Source organism: Embleya sp. L77 (genome assembly GCF_055557415.1).
Genome location: NZ_CM145709.1, coordinates 5,915,035 through 5,941,341, shown reverse-complemented (window position 1 = coordinate 5,941,341; position 26,307 = coordinate 5,915,035). Strand labels below are relative to the sequence as shown.

Sequence of the window (26,307 nt, the reverse complement as noted above, 5' to 3'; positions counted from 1 at the left end):
ATTACGCCGAACGGGTGTACTCCGAAACGGGCGGGGCACTATGCCCGGGCACCGAACACCACGCACCGGGTACGACCAAGAGGGGGAAGCCGACCATGATCCCGAGCGCCACGACCGCTTCCACTGCCGCCGCGGAGGCCGCTTACGCCGCTCCTCCCGTCGCGCCGTCGGCGGCCGAACCGCCGGTGGTCGATCTGCCGGTCGTCGAAGACATGTCGGAGGTCACCGCGAGCGACGCGCGAGCGATGTCCAAGGTGCTCTTCGACCGGCTGAAGGTGTTGGAAGAAGGCACGCACGAGTACCAGTACGTGCGCAACACGCTGATCGAGCTGAACATCCCTCTGGTTCGGTTCGTGGCCGCCCGCTATCGCTCGCGGCACGAATCCACCGAGGAGATGGTCCAGGTCGGCACGATCGGCCTGATCAAGGCGATCGACCGATTCGACGCGTCGTTCGGGACCGAGTTCCCCACCTTCGCGATACCCACCATCTCCGGCGAGATCAAGCGCTTCTTCCGGGACACCAGCTGGGCCGTGCACGTACCGCGCCGACTTCAGGAACTGCGCCTGGAACTGGCCCGCGCCCGGGACGCGTTCACGTGCGAGTTCGACCGTGAGCCGACGCCCGGCGAGTTGGCCGAGCGGCTCGGCCTCAGCGTCGAGGAGGTCACCGAGGGGCTGACCGCCGCCGCCGGATACTCGGCCGCCTCGCTGGACGCGCCGGCCGGGGACGACGGCCCCGCCGAGAGCTACGCCGTACGGTCCTCCTTCGTCGATCCCGGCTTCGAGATCGCGGAGAATCTGCACGTGCTCAAGCCGCTGCTGGCGGCGCTGCCGCAACGCGACCGGGACATCGTGTCGATGCGGTTCGGCGAGGAACTGACCCAGGCCCAGATCGGGGAACGCCTCGGCATCTCCCAGATGCACGTGTCCCGCCTGCTCAACCGCATCCTGACCCGGCTGCGCGCGGAACTGTTGGCCGACTGACCGGCCGGCGCCGCGGGCCCGGGACACGGGCTCGCGGCGCACACCGGGAGACCGGCGGGCCCGCGACCCGCGCCCGACCCCCGCCGGCCCGACCTGCCTGGCCCGACCTGCCTGGCTCGACCGCCTGCCGACCCCGGTGTCCGTCCGGCCCGAGGGCGGTCAGCCCTGGCGTGCCGGCAGCGCCGCCGCGCGGTTCAGGAGTGCGGCCATCGCCTCCGGGAAGTCGACCGTGATGGCCGGGCCCAGCTCCGGGCCCACTTCGTCCGCCGCCGCGCCGGTGATCTCCAGCCGGTGTGCCACCCGGGCGCCACCGCCGGGCAGACGGGTCAGGGTGTGGCTGAAACGCAGCCGTACGCCGCCGAACTCGGTCTCGTCCACGTAGCGCGCGTACTCCTCGATCTCCACGATCCGCGACCGGATCGGCTCCTGACCGGCGGGCGTCATCGAGACGTGCGATCCGACCTCGAACGGGCCCTCCAGCGAGACCGCCTCCAGCGAGGTGTCCCACTGCGCCCAGTTGTCGAGATCCGCGAGGACGGCCCAGATCGCCTCGACGCCGACTTCGGTCTCGACCGTGTGCTCGTGAGTCCACATGATGCGCCTGCTCCCGGTTCGTTCGGTTTCGCTGTGCATTGCTCGTCCACTGTTCGACCACGACGCCCGCTGGGACGTCCACGGGGACGTCCGCCGCGACGACTTATGCTACGCGGAGACTATCTCCGCTGCGATTATCCGGCAAGGACTCCGGATCGGCGGCGTCCGGCTCTGTGGCGCAGGGAACAGGGTCGAATCCCGCTTCGTTGTTCGATCGGCGTCGCGTGGCGCCCGGCGCGCCAGACGTCGACGACTACACGGGTGTGCACGCGCCCGCGGAAGTGGAGGCCCAGTGGGCTCGTCCGGTGCTCTCACCCGGTCCGTACGTCGCTTCCTGGGCAGACCCGGAACAGTGGGCTCGACCGGCCTGCGCCCGCTGGTCCGGCGCGCGGGAGAGCGGGAGCCGGACCTGCGCGCCCTGACCGACGCCGAGCTGCGGGCGGCGGTGGAGGTGCTGCGAAGCCGGGCCGCCGCGCGGGACGAAGCCGGCACACGGAAGGCGTCGGCGGCGTCCTGGGACGACGACGCCCTGGTCGAGTTGTGCGCACTGGGCCGCGAGGCCGCCCACCGCGCCCTGGGCGAACGCGCCTTCGACGTACAGCTCCTGGGCATGTTGGGCCTGCTGCGCGGCACGGTGGTGGAGATGGCCACCGGCGAGGGCAAGACTCTGGTCGGCGCGCTGGCCGCGGCCGGATTCGCGATCCAGGGTCGGCGCGTGCACGTCTTGTCGGTCAATGACTACCTGGCTCGCCGCGACGCCGAGTGGATGCGGCCCGTCTACGAACTCCTGGGCGTACAGGCCGGTTACGTCACCCAGGAATCCACCCACGCCGAGCGGCGGGCCGGTTACGCCCTGGACGTCGTCCACGTCGCGGTCGGCGAGGTGGGCTTCGACACGTTGCGCGACCGGTTGCGCACCGCCGCCGCGGAGTTGGTGCTGCCCGAGCCGGACGTGGCGATCGTCGACGAGGCCGACGCGGTGCTGATCGACGAGGCCCGGATCCCGCTCGTCCTGGCCGGCGGGGTGGCCGCGGGTTCGGACGAGGCGGAGGCCGCCCGGGTGGTCCGGGGCCTGGTCGACGGCCTGCACTTCGAGGCCGAGGCGGACGGCATGACCGTGCACCTGACCGACGCCGGTGTGACCGAGGTGGAACGCGCCCTGGGCGTGGACAACCTCTTCGCGCTCGGCATGGACGCCCGGCTCTCGCAGATCAACGTGGCGCTGTACGCGAGCGTGCTGCTGCGCCGCGACGTGGACTACCTGGTCCGGGACGGCCGGATCCGCCTGGTGGACGCCAACCGCGGCCGACTGGCGCAGCGCCAACGCTGGCCGGACGGGCTGCATGCGGCGGTGGAGGCCAAGGAGGGCCTGGTCGTCGGGCCGCGCGGTGAGGTGCTGGACCAGTTGATCGTCCAGGACCTGATCGGCGGATACCCCACCGTCGCCGGGATGACCGGCACCGCCGTGATCGTGGCCGAGCAACTGCGCGAGTTCTACCGCCTGGAGACCGGCGACCTGCCGCCGAACGTGCCGTGTGTACGGGTCGACGAACCGGACCGGCTCTACCACGACGAGGCATCGCGCGATGCCGCACTGATCGACCTGATCGAGCGCACCCACGCCACCGGTCGGCCGATCCTGGTGGGCACCCGCGACGTCGCCAAGTCCGAGCAGATCGGCGCGACGCTACGGGAGTCGGGCCTGCACTGCGCGGTGCTCAACGCCCGGGACGACAGCCGGGAGGCGGCGATCATCGCCGATGCGGGGGCGGTCGGGGCGATCACCGTGTCCACCCAGATGGCCGGGCGCGGCACGGACATCCGCCTCGGTGGCAAGGACGGCGCGGATCACGAACGGGTCGCCGAACTGGGTGGGTTGCTCGTGGTCGGGGTCGGCCGGTATCCCACCCGCCGACTGGACGACCAACTCCGCGGCCGGGCCGGCCGACAGGGCGACCCGGGCACTTCGGTCTTCCTGACCAGCCTGGACGACGAATCGATCACCCGGCACGCGTCCGACCCGCCGCCGCGATCCGCCCGGGTGGAGAACGACGGGCGGATCCGCGATGCCTCGGTGCGGCGCTACGTCGAGCAGGTCCAGCGGGTGGCCGAGGGCGCGTTGCTCGACGGGCACCGCACCACGTGGCGGTACAACCGACAACTGCGGCTCCAGCGCGAGGAGGTGCTCGACCTGCGCCGCCGCGTCCTGCACGGCGACGAGGCCGCCCGCGTCCTGGCCGAGCTGCGTCCCGAACGCTGGGCCGAACTCCTGGCCGAGGTCGGCGAATCCGTCCTGGCGGAGGCCGCCCGACAGATCCTCCTGCACGACCTCGACGCGGCCTGGAGCGAGCACCTGGCCCGCACCGCCGACCTCCGCGAGGGCATCCACCTGCGCGCCCTCGGCCGGCAGAACCCCATCGACGCCTTCCACGCCGAGACCCAACGCGCCTTCGTCCCGCTGATCGACCGCGCCCGCGAGGCCGCCGCCGACCACCTGGACACCGCCCACATCACCGAATCCGGCCTGGACGCCGAACGATCCGACATCCAACGCCCCACCTCGACCTGGACCTACATGGTCCGCGACCACCCCTTCACCTCGATGGACGAGCCGTTCCTGACCACAATCGGCAAACGCCTCCGACCGACGGGTCGGGAGGACTGAGGCGATCGGGCTTCGATCCCGGTCCGCTATCCCCCCGTCGCGCCCCCTCCGCCTCCCTGCCGCAGGAGGGCGTAGTCCGCGGCGGTCCAGGCCATGGCGGTGGCGCCGTCGAGGATGGCGCGGTCGGCGGCCGGGGAGACGGCGGCTTCGGCGAAGGCCGGTTCGTGCGGGCCGCAGGTGCCGCCGGTGATGTCCAGGACCGGGTGGATGGTGGGGATGGCGTGCGAGACGTTGCCCATGTCAGTGCATGCGAAGGGGTCTCGCTCGATCGGGTCCGGGCGACCCAACTCCCGGGCGTTGGCGCGCCACAGGGCGATCAGGGTCGGGTCGGTGCGGAAGTCGAGGTAGTCCGGCTCGGGGCGGGTCAGCCGGACCTCGCAGCCGATGGCCAGGGCGCCGGCGCGGAAGCAGGCCTCGACGCGGGTGCGGAGTTCGGCCAGGTGGGCCGCGTCGGTGGTGCGCAGCTCGTATTCGGCGGTGGCCCGATCCGGGACCGCGTTGGGCGAGGTGCCGGCCGCCGTGGTGATGCCGTGCACGCGCCAGTCGGTGGGCAACTGCCGTCCCAGTAGGCCCAGGGCGACCTGAGCCACCGTCAGCGCGTCGGCGGCGCTGCGGCCTTCGTGCGGGTTCAGGCTCGGGTGTGCGGCGGTGCCAAGGTATTCCACGGACAGCGTGCCGAGCGCGAAGGAACGGAACTCGGCCACCTCGAACGGGCACGGGTGCACCATCATCGCCGCGTCCACGCCGTCGAACGCGCCCGCCTCCAGCAGCAACGCCTTGCCCGCGCCGCGTTCCTCGGCCGGGGTGCCGACCACGCGCACGGTGAGGCCGAGCAGATCCGCGGCGGGCCCGAGGGCGAGCGCCGCGCCGACGCCGGCCGCCGCGATCAGGTTGTGTCCGCACGCGTGGCCCATTCCGGGCAGCGCGTCGTACTCGCATGCGATCGCGACGGTGATCGGGCCGGAGCCGATGCTCGCGACGAAGGCCGTGTCCAGGCCGAACGCGGGCGCGGTGACCGCGTATCCGTGGGCGCGCAGCAGGTCGGCGCACCACGCGGCGGCCCGGTGCTCGGCGAACGCCGGCTCCGGGTGGGCGTGGATGCGCCGGCTGAGTGCGAGCAGTTCGTCCCGGTTCGCCCGGACCCGATCGCGGATCGCGGCCCGGTCGGCATCCGAGGCCGGTCGGTCCGCAACGTCGGCCACGCTCATGTTCCGCTCCGCTCCATCGAGATTTCTTCGTCCCGGGGGCACCCTGACGAACCCCCGGAAGATAGCTTAGGCTTACCTAAATTCACGTGCCGGGGACCGGTACGTGCCGCCTGTCGTCGTCGCGCCCCGGGAGTCTCCACACCATGCGTCACCACCAGGCCGAGACCACCGTCCCTCATCCGGCCGAATCCGCCGACGCCGATGCGCCCGCCCGGGCCGCCGAGGGCGCGCGAACCGCCGAGTCCGCCGAGGCCGATGCGCCCGCCCCGGCCCGCGCCGGCACCGACGCCGCCCGGCTGCCCCTGCTCGCCGCGCAGGCCGGCATCGTCTACGCACAGGCCCTGATGCCGGACGATCCCGCTTACAACACCGGCGACCGGGTCGAGATCCGCGGCCCGCTGGACGTCGAACTGTTCGCCCGGGCCCTGCGCCGGGTCGGCGACGAGGCCGAGACGTTGCGCCTGCTGGTGGTCGCGGGCACCGACGGCACCCCGACCCAGCGCGTGACCGACCACGAACACCCGGTGCATCTCCTGGATCTGCGCACCGCGCAGGACCCAGCGGCGAAGGCCCGGGCCTGGTTGTACGCGGACCTGGCCCGGCCCGTCGCCCCGACCACCGGCCCGCTGGTCACGCACGCCGTGTTCCGACTCGCCGACGACCTGCACTGGTGGTACCGACGCGTGCACCACGTCGCGGTGGACGCGTACGCACTCACCCTGATCGACCGCCGCGTCGCCGAGTTGTACACCGCCTTCGCCCGCCATGACCGGCCCACCCCCAACCCGTTCGGCACGCTGCGCGAACTGGTCGCGGAGGAGGCCGACTACCGAGGGAGCGAAGCGTACGACACCGATCGCGCGTTCTGGCTGGATCGCCTCGCCGATCATCCCGAACCGGTCACCCTGTCCCGGACACCGGCAACCGTGCTGCCCACGGGCCCGGTTCTGCGCCGCAGCGTCGCACTCACGCCCGCCCGCACCGCGCGGCTCACCGCGGCCGCCTCGACCGCCCGGGCCACGTGGGCCGAACTGCTCATCGCGGCCACCGCCGGCTATCTGCACCGCAGCACCGGCGCCCGGGAGATCGTGCTCGGCCTGCCGCTGCTCAATCGACGCAGCCCCACCGCACTGCGCACCCCGGCGATGACGGTCAACATCCTGCCGTTGCGGGTGCGCGTACAACCCCGGGACACCGCAGCCGAGTTGCTTCGCCGAATGGTGCTCGAACTGCGCGCGGTGCGCCGACACCAGCGGTTCCGCCAGGAAGACCTGCTCCGCGAACTCGGCGCCACGGGCCGGGCCCGACCGCTGTACGGGCCGATGGTCAACATCAAGGCGTTCGAGCGGGATCCGGACCTCGGCGAAGCGGTAGGCCGGGTGCACAACCTGGCCGCCGGCCCCGTGGACGACCTGGCCGTCGGGGTGGTGCCGACCGCCGACGGCGGCCTGCGGATCGACCTGGACGCGCATCCCGCGCGCTACTCCCCCGCGGACCTGGCCGGCCACGAACTCGGCCTGCTGCGCTACCTCGACGCACTGGTCGACCACTTGCACGACGCGCCCGAGCGGCCGATCGGCCGGATCGACCTGCTCACCCCCGCCGAGGTCGAGCAGGCCACCGCCGGCCGCGCCGAGCCGCCGGCCGACACCACCCTGCCCGAGCTGTACTCCCGCCGGGCCGCCCGCACTCCGGACACGATCGCGGTCCGCGCCGGGGCCGACGCACGTACGTTCGCCGAGATCGAGTCGGCCGCCAACCGGCTCGCCCACGAACTGATCGCGATCGGGGTGACCGCCGAAGTCCCGGTCGCCGTCGCCCTGCACCGCGGTGCGGACACCGTGGTGGCGCTGCTCGCGGTGCTCAAGGCGGGCGGCGTCTGCCAGTTCCTCGATCTCGGCCACCCGGCCCGGCGGATCCGCGACGTGCTGGCCGACACCGGACCGGGCTGCCTGATCGGCACGACCGACACGATCGCGAAGCTGCCGGCGCACACCATCCCCACTCTGCTGCTGGACGATCCGGCCACCCGCGCCCGACTGGCCGCGCACCCGGACCGGGCCCCGCAACCGCCCCGTCTGGGGCAAAGCGCCTACGTGATCCACACCTCCGGCTCGACCGGCCGGCCCAAGGGCGTCGCGGTCACCCACGCCTCGCTCGCCAATCTGTACGCGAGCCACGGCGCCGACCACATCGCGCCCGCCGTCGAGCGCACCGGCCGCACCCGGCTGCGGATCGCGCACAGCGCGTCGTTCGCGTTCGACGCCTCCTGGGACCCGGTGTTGTGGATGGTGCACGGCCACGAGCTGCACCTGCTCGACGACGCCGGCTACCGCGATCCGCTCGCCCTGCTCGACTACCTGAACGAGCACCGGATCGACTACCTGGACGTGACACCCACCTACGCCGAGGCGTTGCTCGCCGAGGGCCTGGACGCGCCCGACCGGCACCACCCGGCCGTGCTGGTGGTCGGCGGCGAGAGCGTCGCCGAGCCGCTGTGGCAACGCCTCGCCGCGATCCCGGGCAGCCGACCGATCAACCTGTACGGGCCCACCGAGACCACCGTCGACGCCTACTTCTGGGGCCCGGACGGCACCGGCAGGCCCGTTCGTGCCTCGCGCGCGTACGTCCTGGACGGTTCGCTGCGCCCCACCCCGGTCGGGGTGACCGGCGAACTGCACATCGCCGGCGCCTGCCTGGCCCGCGGCTACCTGAACCGGCCCGACCTGACCGCCGAGCGGTTCGTGGCCGACCCCTTCGGCGCCGCGCACGGCGATCCGGGCGCCCGGATGTACCGCACCGGCGACCTGGCCCGACGCCGCGCGGACGGCACGCTCGAACTGCTGGGCCGGGCCGACGAACAGGTCAAGATCCGCGGCTTCCGGATCGAACCGGGCGAGATCCAGGCGGTGTTGGCCGCGCATCCGGACGTCGCGCAGGCCGCCGTGATCGCCCGGGACGCGGTGCACGGCAAACGGCTGCTGGGCTACGCCGTCCCGGTCGCCGGGCGCAGCCCGTCCCCCGAGACGCTCCGGGCGTACCTGGCCGCCGAGTTGCCCGAGCACATGGTTCCGGCCGCGGTGCTCGTGTTGCCGGCGCTGCCGCGCACCGCCAACGACAAGATCGACCGGCGCGCGCTGCCGGACCCGGCGCCGAGCGCGCCCGGTCTGCGGGAAGGACCTCGCGGATTGCACGAGGAGATCATCTGCGATCTGTTCGCGGCCGTCCTGGAATTGGCCGAACAACCGGCCCGAGACGCCGACTTCTTCGAGCTGGGCGGTCATTCGCTGCTCGCCGCGCGGCTGGCCGCGCGGGCCCGGGAGAGCTTCGAGGCGCCGATCGGCCTGGCCGACGTCTTCCGCCGGCCGACCCCGGCGGGTCTGGCCGAACTCGTCCGGTCGGGCACCGCGCCCGGGCCGCGCCCGGTGCTGGAACCGGTGGCGCACCCCGCCGACCGGTTGCCGCTGTCCCCCGCGCAGCAGCGGCTGTGGTTCATGTACCGGCTCGAAGGGCCCAGCCCCACCTACAACATCCCGCTCGTGCTGACCCTGACCGGCCCGCTGGAGCACACCGCGCTCGAACGCGCGTTGGGCGACCTCGTGGCGCGACACGAGACGCTGCGCACCGTCTACCCGACGCTCGGGGACGACGAGACGGGTGGAACCGGCGAGACCCCCGGGGTCGGCGAGGTGGATGCGGTGACCACGACGGGCGCGGTGGGCTCGCCGACCGCGATGGGCACGGTGTCTGCGCCCGGCGAGGTGCACGAGGCGTCCACGCAGGGCGAGGTGCGTGCGGCGGGCGAGCCGTATCAGCGGGTCCTGACGGTCGATCAGGCCCGTCCCCGGCTGCATCTCGCCGCGCCGGGCGCCTCGATCGCCGACGCCGTGCGGCACCCCTTCGACCTCGCGGTCGAACCGCCGCTGCGCGGCACGCTGTTCCGCACCGACGAGCACACCCACACGCTGGTCCTGCTGCTGCACCACATAGCCGGCGACGGCGCGTCCACCACGCCGCTCGCGCGCGACCTGGCCACCGCCTATGCGGCCCGGGTCGCCGGTCGCGAACCGGAGTTCACCCCGCTGCCGGTGCGCTATCCGGACCACGTCGCGTGGCAGGGCCGCCTGCTCGGCACCGCCGCCACGCCCACTCCCCTGGCCGTCCGGCAACTCGACTTCTGGAAGCGCACCCTCGCCGGCCTGCCGGACGAACTGGACCTGCCCACCGACCGCCCGCGTCCCCAAATCGCCTCCTACGCGGGCGACACCGTGCCGTTCCACCTGGATGCCACCGCGGCCACGGGCCTGGCCGAGCTGGCCCGATCGACCGGCACCAGCGTGTTCATGGCCGTCCAGGCCGCGCTGGCCGCGCTGCTCACCCGGCACGGCTGCGGTACCGACATCCCGCTGGGTGTCCCGGTCGCGGGCCGCGACGACGATGCCACCGCCGACTTGGTCGGGTTCTTCGTGAACACCCTGGTGCTGCGCGCCGACACCTCCGGTGCGCCGAGCTTCCGCACCCTGCTGGACCGGGTGCGCACCGCGACCCTGGCCGGGTACGACCACGCCGACGTGCCGTTCGACCGGGTCGTGGACGAGCTCAACCCGCCGCGCTCGCTGGGCCGGCACCCGCTGTTCCAGGTGCTGATCGCGTGGCAGTCGTTGCCCGACACCGAGTTCGCGCTCGGTCCGCTGACCGCGCGGATGACCGCCGTGCCGTCCGGGACGGCCAAGTTCGACCTCACCCTGAACGTGGGCGAGCAACCCGGGCGCGGTGTCGGCGGGTTCGTCGAGTTCCGCACCGACCTGTTCGACCGGGCCACCGTGCTCGGATTGTCCCGTCGGCTCGCCGCACTGCTGGCCGCCGCCGTCGCCGACCCGGACGCGCCGATCGACACACTGCCGCTGCTCGACGAACCCGAGCGGCACCGCGCGCTCGTCGAGTGGAACGTCGGACCCACCGCGACCGCGACCGCGTCGGCCACCCTGGTCGCCCGCTACGAACAGGCCGCCCGTACCCACCCCGAGCGCATCGCGGTCAGCTGTGCCGGCCTGTCGCTGAGCCACGCGGAGCTGTCCGCGCGCGCCAACCGCCTGGCCCGGCTGCTGGTCGCCCGGGACATCGGCCCCGGCGACATCGTCGCGCTCGCCCTGCCGCGTTCGCCCGAACTGGTCGTGGCCCTGCTCGCGGTCGCCAAGGCGGGCGCCGCCTACCTGCCGCTCGACCCGGACTACCCGGCCGATCGGCTCGCCTACATGCTCGACGACGCCGCGCCGGTGCTCCTGCTCACCGACTCGGCGACCGCGCTCCGGTTGCCCGCGCACGACCTGCCCCGGATCGCGGTGGACGGCAAGGACGCGGACGCCTACCCGAGTTCCGACCTGGGTCAGCACCAGCGCAAGCGCCCACTGCGGGCGAGCGATGCGGTCTATGTCATCTACACCTCCGGATCGACCGGTCGGCCCAAGGGTGTGCCGGTCACCCACCACAACGTGGCCCGGCTGTTCACCGCGACCGACCACTGGTTCGGCTTCGGTCCGGACGACGTGTGGACCCTGTTCCACTCCTACGCGTTCGACTTCTCGGTCTGGGAACTGTGGGGCGCGCTGCTGTTCGGCGGCCGGCTGGTCGTGGTGCCGCACCTGGTCAGCCGCGATCCGGCCGAGTTCCTCGACCTGCTCGCCCGCGAGCGGGTCACCGTGCTCAACCAGACCCCGTCCGCTTTCCACCAGTTGGTGGCCGCCGACCGGGAGCGTCCCGGCCGCGAACTGGCGCTGCGCTATGTGGTGTTCGGCGGCGAGGCGCTGGAACCGGCGCGGCTCGCCGACTGGTACGAGCGGCACGCCGACGACGCGCCGCGCCTGGTGAACATGTACGGCATCACCGAGACCACGGTGCACGTCACCTACCACCCGCTGGACCGGGCGTCGGCCGCCGCCGGGGCGGCGAGCACGATCGGGGTGAACATCCCGGACCTGCGCGTGTACGTCCTGGACCACCGGCTGCAACCGGTCCCGCCGGGGGTGACCGGTGAGATGTACGTCGCCGGCGAGGGCTTGGCGCGCGGCTACCTGGGCCGGCATGCGCTGACCGCGGGCCGCTTCGTGGCCGATCCGCACGCGGCCCGGTTCGGCGAGCGCGGGGCCCGGATGTACCGCTCCGGCGACCTGGCGCGGCGCCGCGCGGACGGCACCCTGGACTACCTCGGGCGGGCCGACCAGCAGGTCAAGATTCGCGGCTTCCGGGTCGAACTCGGCGAGATCGAGGCGGTGTTGGCCGCGCGTCCGGAAGTCTCGGACGCGGCCGTGGTGTTGCGCGAGGACACTCCCGGGGACAAACGACTGGTGGGCTATGTGGTCGCCGGTTCGCTCGCGGACGGATCCGCACTGCGCGAACACGCCGCCGCGACCCTGCCCACGCACATGGTTCCGTCGGCCGTGGTCGTGGTCGACCGGCTGCCGCTGACCGCCAACGGCAAGCTGGACCGCAAGGCGCTGCCGCGGCCGGAGCACACCGCCCCGGCCTCCGCCGGCCGTGCCCCGCGCGGACCACGCGAGGAGCAGCTGTGTGCGCTGTTCGCCGACGTGCTCGGCGTGCCCACGGTCGGCGTGCACGACAACTTCTTCGACCTGGGCGGCCATTCGCTGCTCGCGGTCCGACTGGCCGGGCGGATCAAGTCCGCGCTGGGCGCGGACGTGGGCATCGGCACGATCTTCCAGGCCCCCACCGCCGCCGGCCTGGACGCCGCGCTGGAGGCGACGGATCGCACCGACGCGCTGGACGTGCTGCTGCCGCTGCGTCCGGCCGGTCCCGCGGACCGGGCACCGCTGTTCTGCGTGCATCCGGCCGGCGGCCTCTCCTGGTGCTACGCGGGCCTGATCCGGAACCTGCCGGCGGATCTGCCGCTGTACGGCCTCCAAGCCCAGGGCGTCGGCCCGGCGACCGCCGGCGAGCCGCTGCCGGGCACGCTGGAGGAGTTGGCCGCGCACTACGTCGACCGGCTGCGCGAGGTGCGTCGGGAGGGCCCGTACCGGCTGCTCGGCTGGTCGACCGGGGGGATCATCGCGCACGCGATGGCGACCCGGCTCCAGGACCTGGGACACGAGGTGGAGTTGCTCGCGATCCTGGACGCGTACCCGGCCGAGGGTTTTCGCGAGTTGCCGGTGCCCGATCTCGCCGAGGCGCTGGAGGCGCTGCTCACCATGGGCGGCTACGGACCGGAGAGCCTGGCCGGCGCCCCGTTCGAACTCCGCGAGGTGATCGCGGTGTTGCGCCGCGAGGGCAGCCCGCTGGCCGGGCTGGACGAGGCCACGATCGAGGCGCTCAACGACATCTACCTGAACACCAACCACCTCGTCCGCGCCTTCGACCACCGGGTGTTCCGCGGCGACGTGCTGTTCTTCCGGGCCACCGTCGACACCATCGACGAGAACCTCACCCCCGACACCTGGGCCCCGTACGTCAGCGGTCGGATCGACACCACGAACGTGGCCTGCTCACACAAGGACATGACCCTGCCCGGCCCGATCGCGCAGATCGCGCGCGTGGTCCGGGACCGCCTCACCGAGTTGGAGAGCCCCTCCCATGACCTCTCGTGACCACGAGACCCCGACGAACCCGTTCGACGACGACACGGGCGAGTTCCTGGTCCTGGTGAACGACCTCGGGCAACACTCCCTGTGGCCCGACTTCGCCGCCGTGCCGGAGGGTTGGACCGGGGTGCACGGGCCGTGTGCGCGCTCGGCGGCGCTGGAGTGGATCACCGAGCACTGGACCGACCTGAGCCCGGCCGCGCGGTGACCGCGGAACACCTGGGGCCCGCTGCTCCGGCGACCACGAAACGCGCCTCCGGGTGGATCGTGATCGTCGTCTACACGGCCGCGATGTGCATGAACGGCCTGGATTCGACGATCGTCAATCCGGCGCTGCTGACCATCGCGGAGGACTTCGATCGGCCCGCGGTGGCCGCGAACACGGTCGAGATCGCTTTCCTGGTCGCGCTGGTGGCCGCGCTGCCGGTCGCCGGGCGGTTGAGTGATCGATTCGGCACCAAGCGCATCTTCCTCGGTTCGCTCGCCGTGTTCACCGCGGCCTCGGCCGCCTGCGGGCTGTCGCAGAACCTGGCCTCGCTGGTCCTGGCGCGCGTCGTACAGGGCCTGGCAGGTGGTCTGTTGACCCCGGTCGGGATGACCATCCTGTTCACCGCGTTCGCCCCGCACGAGCGCATGCGGCTGGCCAAGTGGCTGATCGTGCCGACCGCGCTGATGCCCGCCTTGGGCCCGCCGCTGGGCGGGTTCCTCACCGAACACCTGTCCTGGCACTGGCTGTTCCTGGTGAACGTGCCGATCGGCACGGCCGCCGTGCTGCTCGGCCTGTTCGGGCTGCGCGAGCACCGGGCGGGAGTGGTCGGTCCGTTCGACCGGACCGGCTTCGCGCTCACCACGCCGACCCTCGCACTGCTCACCTACGCACTCGGCTTCGGGCCGTCGCAGGGCTGGAGCACGCCCGCCATCGCGGTCTCCGGGATCCTCGGCCTCGTTCTGCTGGGCGTCACGATCGCGCGCCAACTTCGGGCCACCGAACCGCTCTTGCGCCTGCGGCTGCTGACCGACCGGGCCTTCGGCGCGGCGACCGCGCTGGCCCTGGTCACCTCGGCCGGGCTGATGGGTGTGCTGTTCGTCTTCCCGCTGCTGTATCAGGCGGCGCTCGGCGCTTCCGCGTTGGATGCCGGCCTGGGGGTCTTCCCCGAGGCGGTCGGGCTGATGTTCGCGTCGCAGGTGGTCGACCGGTTGTTGCCCCGCCTCGGCCCGCGGCGACTGGCCACGCCCGCGTTGTTGTCGGCCGCGCTGGTGTTCGGCGCGCTCGCCCTGCCCGGGGTCGCCGACAACGCATGGGCGGTACGGGTGTTGATGTTCTGCGTCGGGCTCGTGCTCGGTACCGCGGTGCTGACCGTGCAGATCGCCGGATTCGGCGAGATCGAACCACCGGACATGGGCCACGCGATGGCCCTGTTCACCATCGTGCGCACGCTCGGCGGATCCCTCGGGATCGCGGCCGGCGCCGCGGTGATCGAGGCGGGTGGCGGCTCGGGCCACGACGCGAGTGCGCCGGGGCCGTACCGCGCGGCGATCTGGGTCACGGCCGCACTGGTGGCGCTCGGTGCGGTGTTCGCGCTGCGACTCCCGCGTGAGGCGCCGGCTCCCCCACCGTTCGAGGACGACGACGACGCCGAACCGGCCCGCACGGACGCGGCCGGCGGCGAACCGGACCGGACCGAATCCGCGCGCCGAGGCGATGAGGCGGCCGGCACCGATTCCGCGGATCCCAACGCGGAATCCGACGCCGAGGCGGCCCGCAGCACCGATCCCGCGCGCCTCGACGTCGAATCGGGTCGCGCCGATCCGGCCGGTGCCTCAGTCCCCGGCCGAGGCTGACAGCAGCCCGACGAGTCCGACGGCGAGCCCGCCGCGCCAACAGGCGTAGTCGTGGCCGCCGTCGAACTCGGTGTAGGTGAGCGGGTATCCGCGTTCGAGCAGGACATCGCGCAGGCGCCGGTTCTCGGCGATCAGCATCCACTCCAGCAGCCCCACCTCGACGTGGAAGCGGATCGGCAACCGTTCGGTGGCGGCGAACCGCCGGGTCAGCCACTCGGGTCCGTCGTTGCTCTCGTCCGGGTCCGGCCACCAGAACGACCCGGACTGGGACAGCACGTTGCCGAACCGGTCCGGTCGATGCAGGGCCGCGAAGGCGGCGGTCAGGCCGCCCGCGCTCTGCCCGACGACCACGGTGTGCGCGGGATCCCCGGCGATCCCGTACTGCCGATCCGCCCACGGCAACAGCACGTCCGCCAGCCAGTCCACGAACGCCTCGTTGCAGGTGAGATCGGCGACCCGGCGATCCCGACCCATGGTGTCCACGAGCAGCGCGACGGTGGGCGGGATGCGGCCCTCGGCATGCAGGTTGTCCAGCGTGTCGCCGATGTCGAGTACCGAACCCCAGACCTCGCCGTCCAGCAACACCGCCACCCGGTAGGGCTCCTGCCGGTCGCCGGCGGGCACCAGCACGCTGACCCGGCGTCCGTCCACGGTGGTGTCCAGCCGCGATCCGCGCGGCACGCCCGGCCGTCGGCGCACCCACGGCTGCTCGGGCGCATCGGGCAGTGCGAGCACCGACGACGGGTTGCGACCGTCCCGCGCGGCCAGCGTGGGTGCGTGGTTGTACGGGTCGGGCACCGCGCCGTCCAACACGCCCAGCCAGGCGGCACGATCGGTGCGCAGGATCTGCTCGCGCGAACCGGCGCCGACGAAGAACTGGTACGACGCACGCAGGTCGGCGGGCAACCGATGGGTGAGCGCCCACACATCCGTCCCGGGCACTCGGCGCATCAGATGCGGCGTCAGGTCGCCCGCGTGCCGGTCCCGATCGGTGAACGTGTGCAGCAGCGCGAGCACGTCGCCGGCGGGCGCGGCCGGATCGTCCCGCCACACGAAGGTGACCAGGCGCTGCCCGGGATCGACCGGGTCCGGCTCGACCAGCGGAGCACCGACCGCCTCGACCCGGGCCCAGAACTCGGCGCCGGCATCGGCTCGTCCGGCGGCAACCGCCTCGGTCAGCGCGTGCAGGATCGGGGTGTCCATGATGCTCGGCTTTCTGCGCGAAGACGACGAGGACGAAGAACGGAAGAAGACGAAGGGGTTTCCCGGATGTCGGTGCCGGACCCCGGCGCCCGGGTGCGGGCACCAAGCCGGCGCGCCCGGTTCCGCAACGGGCCCGGCCCCGGAGCGCGTGTCGCGTCCCGGGGCCGGTCGCTGCCGTCGACGGCGGGTCAGGAGGTCGCGGACAGTGCCTTGGCGATGTCACCGAGCACCACGTCGGCGGCCAGCGGCCCGCCCCGGGTGGACCACACCGAACCGTCCACGGTGACCACGTGGTTCTTCTTGACCGCGTTCAACTCCTTGTACGCCGGCTTCTCCTGGACCTCCTTGAGCGCGCTCGCGCCGTCCGCGGTGAGCGTGCCCAGGAACAGCCAGTCGCCGTCGATCTCGGCGATCTTCTCCAGGCTCAGCGCGGGAGTGTGCGCGTTGCCGTCCTTGTCCTGCGCCTTGGGCCGGGTCAGCCCCATGTCGAGGGCGACACCACTGGCGAACTGGCGCTTCTCCATCCAGCTCGGGCCGTTCGGGTTCCAGCGCACGATGCTCACCGCGGCGCCCTTGTTCGCGGTCAGGTCCTCGCCGGTCTTCTTGGCCTTGGCCTCGTAGTCGGTGATCACCTTGTTCGCCTGGTCCAGCTTGTTGACCGCGTTGCCGATACCGCGGAAGGACAACTTCCAGTCGTCCGTGGGGGCCATCGTGACCAGCGTCGCCGGCGTGATCTTGCGCAGCTGCTTGAGCACCTGCTCGTCCTGCATGTCGCCGGCCAGGATCAGGTCCGGCTTGGCCGCGATCACCTTGTCCATCACCGGCTGGAGCAGGTTCCCGACCACCTCTATGCCCTTGACCTTGTCGGCCAGGTAGGCGGGCGGCTTGTCCAGGCCCTGGCCGTTGGTGATGCCGACCGGCTTGACGCCGAGCGCGAGCACCGCGTCCAGGTCCTCCTGGGTGAGCACCACGATGCGCTTGGGGCTCGCCGGCACCTGGACCGCGGTACCGGTCGCGTCCTTGACCGTGCGGGTGCCGCCGGCCGAGTCGCCGGCGGCCGGCGCCCCGCCGCCCTGGCTCGCGGCGGGCTTGGCCTCGGACTTGGAGTCGGAGTCGGAACCGCATCCGGTGAGCAGCAGACCGGCCGCCCCCGCCACGGCGAGCAGCCGAACCGCGCGCCGTCGGGCGGTCTCGAGCGGGCGATGAGATGAGGGCATGTGGGGCTCCGGGCACGAGTGAGGACGGGGGCCGGGGCTCGGCTCAACCCCCGGGGTCGTGCTTAGGTTAGCCTTACCTTCTACAAGTTGCGCAAGACGGTACGGGGCGCCATCCGCCCGGGTGGCACACGTCACGCCCGGGCCGCGAACGTGCGGTGCCCGTGCGGGGATCCCGCCGCTCGTTCGGGTGACCGCGGTGCGGTTGGCCGCCGTGCGCCCGGTGCCGGTCCGTACGGTGTCCGGCATGAAGCGGAGCACCGTGACGCGTTCGATGTTGTCGATGGCCGCAGCGTCCGCGCTCGTCCTGACCACGCAGGTCGGCCCGGCCACGGCCGACCTGCGTGGTCAGGACGCCGTCGGCTGCCTGGTCGACCGGTTGGACCAACTGCTCACGCTGCGCCACCGGTTGGACGGGCTGGCCCTGGACGGCCGCGCCGGCAACAGCCAGTACTGGTACGTCGACCATCAGCGCTGCACGCTCACGATCGCCAAGCTGCGCGGCGCCGCCGACCCGGCCACCTCGGCCTTCCTGCACACCGCCCGGATGTTGCCCGCGTCGGTCGAGGTGATCGAACTCCCCGCGCCGATCCGCCCGCGGGTGGCCCGAGGACCGGCCGCCGAGCCGAACTCCCGCGCCGCGACCGGGTTCCACGGCGGCAGCACGATCTACAGCGGGCTCACCGGCACGGTCTTCATCTGCACCGCCGGCTTCAACGGCTACCGCCCGAACACGACCGGTACGGCGGGTCATTGCGCCCGGGACGCCCCCACCTGGTACGACCGCACCGGGGCCCTCGTCGGCACCGTCGACCAGTATCGCTTCCCCGGCGGCGACTGGGCGGTCATCCCGGCAGCCGAGGGCCTGACTCCGACCGCCGACATCGTCGATGGCGCCTCCACCACCGCGATCACCGGCTTCGCCGTACCCCGGCTCCGTGACCGGGTCTGCGGCACCGGCGCCGCCAGCGGCACCCGGTGCGGCACCATCGACGCGACCGACGTCACCGTCAACTACCCCGAGGGCGCGGTCACCGGCCTGGTCCGCAGCACCCAGTCCGGCGCCGCCGGCGACTCCGGCGGCCCGGTCCACATCGGCCCCACCGGAGTCGCCCTGATCAGCGGCGGCCCACCCGAAGGCGCCCCCACCTTCCTCCAACCCCTGAACTTCTGAACCCACCAGATTTGCGTGACCCGGTCGGAAACCGGCACATTCAGCCGGCGAACGCGCTGTTCAACACCAGGGACAGATACGCCAGGGCCCCCAGACCCACTGCGTACCCATCGGTCCGGGTGATGAGTTGCCACCTGTGGTGATGGCATCGAACCGCCAGGCCGCGCCGGGGGTTCATACACGGACTGCCTGTCGCGGTCACCGCGCCACAACGTGAGACCATGGCCGCCGCGCCGAGCACCAACATCCAGAAGAGCACCATGAACATGGAGATCCCCTCATATCCGGGTGAGCCTTGCGAGGGAGCGGGCGACTAACCGGAAATACGTCGTTCCAGATCATTGAGAACCGCATGGGCCGGACCCCAGCACATCTTCACGGTGTCTTCGTCAGGGGTCATGCCATAGCTGAGCTGTGCACGTGGGTGAACGAAGTTGCGGTACTTGCGGACGATCGCGAGCAGATCCGATGCGTCCAAGTCCACATAGCCCCGGGCGTGCGCGGTCGTCAGGAGAAAGTCCAGGGATACCTTGTCGTCGGGATTCGGCTTTCCGTTGGGGAAGCGAAATCCGGCGGTACCGATGTCCGGCTCATGTTCCTTCAACACCGCAAACAGCAGACCTTCGACAAAGCTGCCGATGCCGATCACTGCATAGAGCGGGGCGCCGTGGGCCATGCAGATATCGGCCTGATTCGCGCGATCGAGCAGAACCTCCACGACTTTGTGATCCGCGATCAGCCGGGGCAATCGATCCGCCAGCCCCTCCGGCATGTAGAAATTTGCAAGCATGCCAACGCCGAGGCGACCGAGGACGGGGCGACCGGATACGTAGGTGACGGCCAGGTGCTCGGACTTGAGGACGAGATCGTTGATTGCCTCGCGTACCGACTCCGCGGCGTCGATGCCGTCGTCATATTCCCTGGGGTCACAAATCCGGCATACCAGTCGCCCAACGTCGTCGCCGGCGGTGTTCCGCTCCTCCAACAGGGCCCGCAGCCAGGCAACGCGTCCCATTGATCCGTCGTAGCGTGGCGTCGGTTGCCAGCCCGCGTGCTGCAGAAGCCGTTCCAGTTCGAACCCCTTGCGTTCGTATGGCCCATCGATATCGACGACGAACTCGGCCAGCCGTTCCAGGCTGCGCGGATCCAACTCCGGCATGTGCTCCTCCTAGGAGTCGTGAGCTGTTCGGGCACGGTCGTAGGCACGGGAGAGACGGTCTTCGATCAAACGCCCGCGACGCTTGAGTCCGAGCAGTCGCATCGCCTCGTCGATCCGAGCCTCTCGATCGTGTGGCAGGCCGTCGGACATCAACCACCGCATCGTCTCGACGAGTTCGGCCTCTTGATAGTCGGTGATCGAAGCGCGGCGGTCGATTCCGAACCACGGTGGGCGGGGGCGCGCAACAACGGTGCGCTCCGCGAGTGAAGGGTCGGTGCCGGGGGCCTCATCCCGCGAAATGGCGACCCCTCCCCTCTCGCGATCGCAGTCACGGACGGCCTCGTTCCAAGCAGTGACAACCGCGTGCAGTTCCTTTTCCGCGTCCCGGAACCAGTCCGTCGACCAAATCCGATGAAACCGCCATCCCAGCGATTCCAGATGCTGTTGCCGCAGGCGGTCACGGTCGCGAGCACTCTGCGTCCGGTGGTAGCTCGCGCCGTCGGCCTCGACCGCGAGAACGGGCCGGCCGGGCAGGTGTGGATGAAAGAGTGCGAAATCGATTCGGAAGTCCGACACACCCCACTGTGGGACCACCTGGATGCGCTCCGCGACGAGCGCATCGAAGATGGACCGCTCGAAGTCGTTCATGGGGCCGGCGACGGGTCCTCCCGACATGACGCCGTCGCCTCCTGCGGCCGCATATTCCAGGTATCGCCGCAGCACCTGGACGCCGAGATGGGGATCGTCCTGAGGACGCGGTGCCGGAAGCTCAGCCGCGGAAAACGAGCTGACTACCGTAACGCGTTCCCGCGCCCGGGTGATGGCGACATTGAGTCTGCGTGCACCACCCCGTCGATTCAGTGGCCCGAAGGTCAGGTGCAGCCTGCCATTGGCCTGCTTGGCATAGCCGATGCTGAGAATGACGGCATCCCGCTCATCCCCTTGTACTCGTTCGAGAGGACGAACGAAGAATGCGTGCCGAGCAGGAACGTCTCGGGCGAGGAACGCCTCAAGCTCGGGATGCTCTTGGCGCGCCTGTGCCAGCGCCGTCTCGATCCGCACGGCGTGTGGACTTCCCATCGTAATCACGCACAAGGACTTGTCTGGATCCCTGCGTGCGTGGTCCAGAACGAGATCCACCACCCGCTGTACCTCCTCGGGGGAGGACCCCTTCTGTCCCGGCCGGGCGCGACCGTCCACTACCTCCAGGCGGAGCGGGTCACGTTCCACAATCCCCGGGAATGTCACGAGATCCTCGTGATAGAACTCGACGTTGGAGAATGCGATCAATCGCTCGTCCCTGCTGCGATAATGCCACCGCAGTCGTTGGTTCACATGCCGCGGAAGCAGGGCCTTTACTGCTCCCAATAGGGATTCGTAGTTCGTAAGATTCTCCGACTCCTCGTCCTCGTCGGCATCGCCGGCGAAGACGCGGCGGAAGAAATCCGTCGGCGGGAGCTGTTGCTCGTCACCCGAGACAACGAGCTGCCGGCCGCGCATGATCGAGGTGATCGCGTGATGCGGTTCGATCTGGCTGGCCTCGTCGAAAATCACCACATCGAAAAGACGCGTGGCGGGCAAGAGCTGGCTCACCATCAAGGGCGACATCGCCCAGCAGGGGTGCAGTGCGAGCAGGACATCCGATGCCTGGCCGACCAGTTCGCGTGGCGCGGGCACTCGCTTTCGCCCCTGCACTTGAGCCCGCACCAGGCGGGCCTGGCGAGGGTGATCGTCCATCACCTTCTGGAGGTTTTCCGCGACTACGCTTTGCACTCGCGCGACGTTCCGACGTAGATGGTCACGGTCCGCGTGACAGAACTGGTCGATCGTACGCCGATGCTCCTCGCCGCTGAACTCGCCGAGTTGGGGTTCCTGCGCACGCATGTGTCTCAAGAGGGCAGTGAGCCAACTTCTGCGCAGGACCGTGGCCGCCGCCCGGGCGCTCAGGGGTCGCTCCCGGTCCATCTCGGCCAGTTGCCGAAGGAAGGAACCGAGACCGGATGCGCGCAGGTCGGCACCCAGCACCTTGAGAACCGGCAGACCATCGAGCAGATCACGATCCGCGTCGAGTTCGTGGAGCCAATCGTCGAGAAGGTCCGGAGAACTCGTTCTGACCCTCTCGTGGTCGACCGACGCCCAAGCCGCGATCGCGCCCAACCGGCGGTAGAGCGCGGTGAAGTCCGCGAGTAGCTCGTCCAAGTCCGCCATCTCGCCCGGTTGTCGGCCATCGACCGACCAGTCCGCCCACTTCTGTCCCCAAGCGATCGCCTCGGACAACTCCGCGAACAACCGAAGTGGATTGCGCTCCCCGACCGCGTGCATGGCCCGCGCCTCATTTCGCAACTTCCAACGGCGCCACGGACCCGGTCGGCCGGGTTGCGGGTGTCGTGTGCGCCAGCGGCGATCGGCGCACGCGTATCGCAGTACCTTCAACGGACTCCGGAAGACCTCGCCTCTCCACCGTTGGCGGGTCCGCTCGATTCCTTGGAGTAGATCGAAAAGCTCCTCCCAATGGACGAGTTGACTCGGCTCCCGCAGCCCGGCTGCGGCCACCGTCTCGCCGAGGCGGCTCCTGGTCGTGGCCAGCAGTCGCCGTGCCATGTCGAGATCACCGAGCACTGCGTCGACCTCGGCGACGTCTGTCACCGTGCTGCGTGCCCACGGGCTCTCGCCACGGATGACACGCAATCCCCCGTGGGCCACGAACTGCGCAAGGCGGTGCGAGATCTCCGCAAAGCGGTCACCAGGTACACGACGAAGCACGCTCTGTTGCAGTCGAATGGTGTCCGCATCCGTACCGGGCAAGGCAAGCAGTTCACCCATCACGTCATACGGGCTGAGACCCCAGAACTCCCAGGTTCGATGCAATGATTCACAATGATTGACCGATTCCCGGCGGGTCCTCGCCAAGGTTCGATGCAGCTCGGCAGCATCCACGGGAGGCCGGCTGCCGACTCGCTCCAGGGCATTGGCAAGGCGGCGCGCGAAATGCTTGCGCTCGAAGCTTTGCCCGTGCAGGTCGAAGACGAGATCCCCGAGCCCGATCTCGGTCAGCCGCTCGGTCACGGCCTCGATTGCCACACTCTTCTCCGCGACGAACAAGACTCGTTGATGCCGCGCAGCCAAGCTCGCGATGACATTGGCGATGGTCTGGCTCTTGCCTGTCCCGGGCGGGCCGTCGACGACCACGTCATGACCGCGCAGCACCAGATGGATCGCACGCGTTTGTGACGCGTCGGCGTCATGGACCAGATACTCGTTGACAGGATTCACGTCGTCGGCCCCGGGTACGGAGCCGCCACTCATGGCCCGTTGCCGAAGACGGTCCCACGCAGGCTCGTACCCGGCCATCGCAGCGACGATGTCGTGTTGGGCCATCAACGCGGTAGCCGCCTCGAGATCCCGGACCATCGGCAGCTTCTCATAGCTGAACAATCCGGCGAACAGTGCTCGTTCCAAACCGGATCCGACTTGTAGCGGCGCCAACAAGCGGTACACGGCCTCGTAGGCGAAGTCCAGCTTGTCATCCGGAGAATCGAACGCGTCCATCCGCGTGTCGATGTCTTCGAGCCATTCGTCGGGATCGCGCCCCAGCCCGAAGAGCCGATCCAGCGCGTATGGCAGGACCGGGTTGAAGACCGTCTCGTCGCCGGCGGTCAGGACATAGTCCCCGGCACTCCCAGGGCGACGCGTAAGTTCGGCCCCACGCAACACGAGAGGGGCGCGAAGCGGCCTGGCGGCGCCCCGACGGCTGTCCGCTTGGACCTCGATCGACACCAGCCCCGCTGCCAAACGCAGCGCGTCGAGACCGGCTTCGTCCCGAAGAGCGCGAGCATCCCGCGCCAGGAATCGGGCCGTGGTCGCGGCCTTTGCTTGGCGGTCTCGGCCGCGGATGAGTGCCTTGAGGGCGACCTGCGCGCCTGGCTCTGTCCAAAGGCGCAACATTTCGGGCGCCTCGGCGTCGGCAAGGTTCAGGGTGGCGCGCGTATCTCGGTAGTACAGCAGCGTGTTCTCCCACCCCATACCCCTGAGGTCGTCGATCCACGTGCTCGCTTGAGCGGCCACTGCCTCCGAAGCACCCGAAACATCCATCCGCCTCGCGCCCTCTCCCCGAGCCTGACAGCAACGTTTCAGGATTCGGCAGGCATACCAGGCATGCAACCTCATACCGACAAAATGGCTGGTTTGCATGCCTCGGATGAAATTGGGCCATCGCGTCGAACGCGCCCGGACATTCGCGCAGCCCCGCTTGAATGTGGAGTGCTTCGGTAGAGGGACTCAGCGGAGCAGTTTCAGTTGGGTCGTCAGGGTGTCCACGCCGCGGTAGGTAAGGCCGACGAGGGCCACGTGCTTCCAGCGGAGGATGCCGTCGGCGTCGATGATGAAGATGGCGCGGCGCAGCGCGTTGCTGCCCAGGCCGATGCCGTAGGACTCGACCACCTTGTGGTCGGTGTCGGCGAGCAGTGGCATGCGGAGCGAGTGCTTGCGGGCGAACTTCTCGTGGCTGTCCAGGCCTTGCGGGCTGATTCCCCAGACGGTGGCGTCGAGGTCGGTGAACTGTTCGAAGCCCGAGGAGTACGAGCACAGTTGCTTGGTGCACACCGCCGTGTCGTCGCCGGGGTAGAAGGCCAGCACGAGCGGACGACCGCGCTGCGCGGACAGGGTCAGCGATTCCCGGCGGACCTCGCCGTCGCTCAGGTGTACCGCGTCGAGGGTGAAGTCCGGTGCCGGGGCGCCGATCTCGGGGGTCTTGGACACGTCGTGGTCTCCTCGGGCGGGATGCCGGATGCGGGATGCGGGATGCCACATGCGGCATACGGGATGGGTGGCGGTGCGGAGCGGCCGGGCTTCGCACCGCGACGTTACCCCTATGGCGAAGGCACGTCCGCTATGGCCGGACAAGCGGTGTCCGGCGCGGCCGACCTTTCCGGCGTGGTCCGGCGTTCGACCGGCCACCCTCGATCGACAGTGCGCGGCCGATTCGGTCACCGCGTCGGGAAACGGACATCCCGGGGTCGCCGAAATCGAAGTCGCAGACTCCGGAATTCGATCCCGACTCGTTGTCCGGACCTGCACGCGAGTCTCTGCCGTACCGACCCCGGATCCGGCACCATGACGTAATGAGCCGTGTGGAGAAACGCACGTCGACCGAACCACTGCTGCCCGCACCGGAACCGCCCGCCCTGCCTCCGCTCGCGAAGCGGCCGATCGCGCTGATCACGATCGCGGTCTTCGCGGTGCAGGCGGCGTTGTCCGCGCGCTACGGCTTCCATCGCGACGAGTTGTACTTCGTGGTGGCCGGTCGGCACCTCGCGTGGGGCTACGTGGACCAGCCCCCGCTCACGCCGCTGCTGGCCCGCGCGTCCGGCGAGTTGTTCGGGGACGAGCCGCAGGATCTGCGGATATTCGCCGCGCTCGCGTGCGCGGCGACGGTCCTGGTCGTCGCGCTGATAGCACGCGAGTTCGGTACCGGCCGGGCGGGCCAGTTGCTCGCCGCGGCCTGTGCGGCCACGTCCGGGATCGTGCTGGGCGTCGGCCACCTGTGGTCCACCGCGACCTTGGACATCCTCGCGTGGCTCATGGTTGCGTGGTTCCTGCTGCGCCTGCTGCGCACCGGCGACGGGCGTTGGTGGCTCGCGGTGGGAGCGGCCGTCGGCGCCGCGATGCTGAACAAGTACCTGGTCGGTTTTCTCGTGGTGGCCCTGCTCGTCGGTCTGCTCGCCGTCGGCCCGCGCGAGGTGCTGCGCAGTCGCCTGCTCGGTGCGGGCATCGCGATCGCGGTCCTGCTCAGCGCGCCCGGCCTGATCTGGCAAGCCGGCCACGGCTGGCCGCAGTTCACCGTCGCCGGCGGGATCAGTGCGGACGACGGCACCGAGAACCGGATCATGTTCGTCCCCTTGCAAATCGCCTACCTGTCACCGCTGTTCGTGCCGATCTGGGTGGCCGGCGGGGTGCGGCTGTGGCGTTCGGCGGAGATGCGCTGGGCGCGCTCGATACTGCCCGGATACCTGGTCCTGTGCGTCCTGGTGATCGGCTCGGGCGGCAAGTCGTACTACGCACTGCCGCTGCTCCTGGTGCTGGTCGCGGCCGGTTGCGAGCCGACCGTGCGCTGGGCGGCGTCCCGACCCGCCCGGCGGGTGACGGTCGGCTCGATGCTCGTGGTCGCCACGGTCACCAGCGCGGTGATCTCGCTGCCGCTGCTGCCGGCCGACCGGGTGAACGCGGTGAACGGGATCAACCCGGAGCAGGGCGAGCAGATCGGCTGGCCCGAACTGGCCGACGCGGCGGCGGTGGCCTGGGCGCAGATCCCGCCCGAACAGCGCGACCGGGCGGTGCTGTTCGCGGGCAACTACGGCGAGGCCGGCGCGCTCGACCGGTACGGCCCCGCCCGCGGGCTGCCCAAGCCGTACTCGGGCCACATGTCCTTCGCCGACTGGGGCCCGCCGCCGGATCGCGCCGACGGTCCGGTCGTGATCGTACGCGAAGGCGAAGTGACCTCCAGATACCGGGACTTCATCGACTGCCGGCTGGTCACCCGGGTGGACAACGGTGAGGGCGTCGACAACGAGGAACAGCACGCGGTGGTCGAACTGTGCGCGGGCACGGCAAAGCCCTGGTCGCGTCTGTGGCCCGAGCTGCGGCACTTCTACTGACCGATCCGGGTCGACCC

General features: G+C 70.7%; 15 protein-coding genes. 7 read left to right on the top strand and 8 right to left on the bottom strand.

All coding sequences use genetic code 11. The annotated features are described in order from the left end of the window. Window positions 1-95 precede the first annotated feature (95 nt). Window positions 96-986 carry a SigB/SigF/SigG family RNA polymerase sigma factor gene (locus tag ACZOOI_RS25350; protein ID WP_465277991.1) on the top strand — a complete coding sequence of 297 codons (891 nt, stop codon included), beginning with the start codon at window positions 96-98 and terminating at the stop codon, window positions 984-986. 159 nt (window positions 987-1,145) lie between these two features. Here the strand turns inward: ACZOOI_RS25350 and ACZOOI_RS25345 are convergent, their stop codons facing one another. Next, window positions 1,146-1,580 carry an SRPBCC family protein gene (locus ACZOOI_RS25345; protein ID WP_465277990.1) on the bottom strand — a complete coding sequence of 145 codons (435 nt, stop codon included), beginning with the start codon at window positions 1,578-1,580 and terminating at the stop codon, window positions 1,146-1,148. Between the two features lie 292 nt (window positions 1,581-1,872). On the opposite strand from ACZOOI_RS25345, the gene secA2 reads away from it, so the two are divergent. Continuing rightward, window positions 1,873-4,245 (top strand): accessory Sec system translocase SecA2, encoded by a 2,373-nt coding sequence (gene secA2 / locus ACZOOI_RS25340; protein ID WP_465277989.1) that lies wholly within the window; start codon window positions 1,873-1,875, stop codon window positions 4,243-4,245. Window positions 4,246-4,271: 26 nt separating this feature from the next. Here secA2 and ACZOOI_RS25335 read toward each other — a convergent pair whose 3' ends face one another. Further along, the gene (locus ACZOOI_RS25335) at window positions 4,272-5,453 is read right to left on the bottom strand and encodes an amidohydrolase (protein ID WP_465277988.1); all 1,182 of its coding nucleotides are present in this window, start codon (window positions 5,451-5,453) and stop codon (window positions 4,272-4,274) included. Between the two features lie 143 nt (window positions 5,454-5,596). On the opposite strand from ACZOOI_RS25335, the gene ACZOOI_RS25330 reads away from it, so the two are divergent. From ACZOOI_RS25330 to ACZOOI_RS25320, 3 genes are read left to right on the top strand one after another with little or no spacing between them, the layout of a single operon-like run. Next, a complete protein-coding gene (locus tag ACZOOI_RS25330; RefSeq protein ID WP_465277987.1) occupies window positions 5,597-13,051 on the top strand; it encodes an amino acid adenylation domain-containing protein in 7,455 nt (2,484 codons plus the stop codon). After that, a complete protein-coding gene (locus tag ACZOOI_RS25325) occupies window positions 13,038-13,253 on the top strand; it encodes an MbtH family protein (RefSeq protein WP_465277986.1) in 216 nt (71 codons plus the stop codon). Before ACZOOI_RS25330 ends, ACZOOI_RS25325 begins: the two co-directional genes overlap by 14 nt. A gap of 11 nt (window positions 13,254-13,264) precedes the next feature. Continuing rightward, entirely contained in the window at window positions 13,265-14,887 is a 1,623-nt protein-coding gene (locus tag ACZOOI_RS25320; protein ID WP_465281284.1) for a DHA2 family efflux MFS transporter permease subunit, read from the top strand. Here ACZOOI_RS25320 and fes read toward each other — a convergent pair. Together fes and ACZOOI_RS25310 are read right to left on the bottom strand one after the other, a co-directional pair. Further along, window positions 14,867-16,090 (bottom strand): enterochelin esterase, encoded by a 1,224-nt coding sequence (gene fes / locus ACZOOI_RS25315; protein WP_465277985.1) that lies wholly within the window; start codon window positions 16,088-16,090, stop codon window positions 14,867-14,869. The two genes, ACZOOI_RS25320 and fes, sit on opposite strands and share 21 nt — an antisense overlap. Window positions 16,091-16,278: 188 nt before the next feature. Further along, window positions 16,279-17,307 carry an ABC transporter substrate-binding protein gene (locus ACZOOI_RS25310; RefSeq protein WP_465277984.1) on the bottom strand — a complete coding sequence of 343 codons (1,029 nt, stop codon included), beginning with the start codon at window positions 17,305-17,307 and terminating at the stop codon, window positions 16,279-16,281. A gap of 244 nt (window positions 17,308-17,551) precedes the next feature. Here ACZOOI_RS25310 and ACZOOI_RS25305 point away from each other — a divergent pair, with 244 nt between their 5' ends. Continuing rightward, window positions 17,552-18,478 carry a S1 family peptidase gene (locus ACZOOI_RS25305; protein WP_465277983.1) on the top strand — a complete coding sequence of 309 codons (927 nt, stop codon included), beginning with the start codon at window positions 17,552-17,554 and terminating at the stop codon, window positions 18,476-18,478. Window positions 18,479-18,518: 40 nt separating this feature from the next. Here ACZOOI_RS25305 and ACZOOI_RS25300 read toward each other — a convergent pair whose 3' ends face one another. From ACZOOI_RS25300 to ACZOOI_RS25285, 4 genes are all read right to left on the bottom strand, one after another. Then, window positions 18,519-18,746, bottom strand: coding sequence for a hypothetical protein (locus ACZOOI_RS25300; protein ID WP_465277982.1), 228 nt, complete (start codon window positions 18,744-18,746; stop codon window positions 18,519-18,521). A 45-nt stretch (window positions 18,747-18,791) separates the two neighbouring features. Next, window positions 18,792-19,637, bottom strand: a complete 846-nt coding sequence (locus tag ACZOOI_RS25295; RefSeq protein WP_465277981.1) for a hypothetical protein — start codon at window positions 19,635-19,637, stop codon at window positions 18,792-18,794. Between the two features lie 9 nt (window positions 19,638-19,646). Next, entirely contained in the window at window positions 19,647-23,828 is a 4,182-nt protein-coding gene (locus ACZOOI_RS25290; RefSeq protein ID WP_465277980.1) for an AAA domain-containing protein, read from the bottom strand. Window positions 23,829-23,915: 87 nt separating this feature from the next. Then, window positions 23,916-24,395: a peroxiredoxin gene (locus ACZOOI_RS25285; RefSeq protein ID WP_465277979.1), complete on the bottom strand. Its 480-nt coding sequence runs from the start codon at window positions 24,393-24,395 to the stop codon at window positions 23,916-23,918. A 362-nt stretch (window positions 24,396-24,757) separates the two neighbouring features. Here ACZOOI_RS25285 and ACZOOI_RS25280 point away from each other — a divergent pair, with 362 nt between their 5' ends. Next, a complete protein-coding gene (locus ACZOOI_RS25280; RefSeq protein WP_465277978.1) occupies window positions 24,758-26,290 on the top strand; it encodes an ArnT family glycosyltransferase in 1,533 nt (510 codons plus the stop codon). The last annotated feature ends 17 nt before the right edge of the window (window positions 26,291-26,307 follow it).

Coding starts and splice junctions, on each gene's coding strand:
- ACZOOI_RS25350 (WP_465277991.1), top strand. CDS start 96: ATGATCCCGAGCGCCACGACCGCTTCCACTGCCGCCGCGGAGGCCGCT.
- ACZOOI_RS25345 (WP_465277990.1), bottom strand. CDS start 1,580: ATGTGGACTCACGAGCACACGGTCGAGACCGAAGTCGGCGTCGAGGCG.
- ACZOOI_RS25335 (WP_465277988.1), bottom strand. CDS start 5,453: ATGAGCGTGGCCGACGTTGCGGACCGACCGGCCTCGGATGCCGACCGG.
- ACZOOI_RS25330 (WP_465277987.1), top strand. CDS start 5,597: ATGCGTCACCACCAGGCCGAGACCACCGTCCCTCATCCGGCCGAATCC.
- ACZOOI_RS25325 (WP_465277986.1), top strand. CDS start 13,038: ATGACCTCTCGTGACCACGAGACCCCGACGAACCCGTTCGACGACGAC.
- fes (WP_465277985.1), bottom strand. CDS start 16,090: ATGGACACCCCGATCCTGCACGCGCTGACCGAGGCGGTTGCCGCCGGA.
- ACZOOI_RS25310 (WP_465277984.1), bottom strand. CDS start 17,307: ATGCCCTCATCTCATCGCCCGCTCGAGACCGCCCGACGGCGCGCGGTT.
- ACZOOI_RS25305 (WP_465277983.1), top strand. CDS start 17,552: ATGAAGCGGAGCACCGTGACGCGTTCGATGTTGTCGATGGCCGCAGCG.
- ACZOOI_RS25300 (WP_465277982.1), bottom strand. CDS start 18,746: ATGTTCATGGTGCTCTTCTGGATGTTGGTGCTCGGCGCGGCGGCCATG.
- ACZOOI_RS25295 (WP_465277981.1), bottom strand. CDS start 19,637: ATGCCGGAGTTGGATCCGCGCAGCCTGGAACGGCTGGCCGAGTTCGTC.
- ACZOOI_RS25290 (WP_465277980.1), bottom strand. CDS start 23,828: ATGCAAACCAGCCATTTTGTCGGTATGAGGTTGCATGCCTGGTATGCC.
- ACZOOI_RS25280 (WP_465277978.1), top strand. CDS start 24,758: ATGAGCCGTGTGGAGAAACGCACGTCGACCGAACCACTGCTGCCCGCA.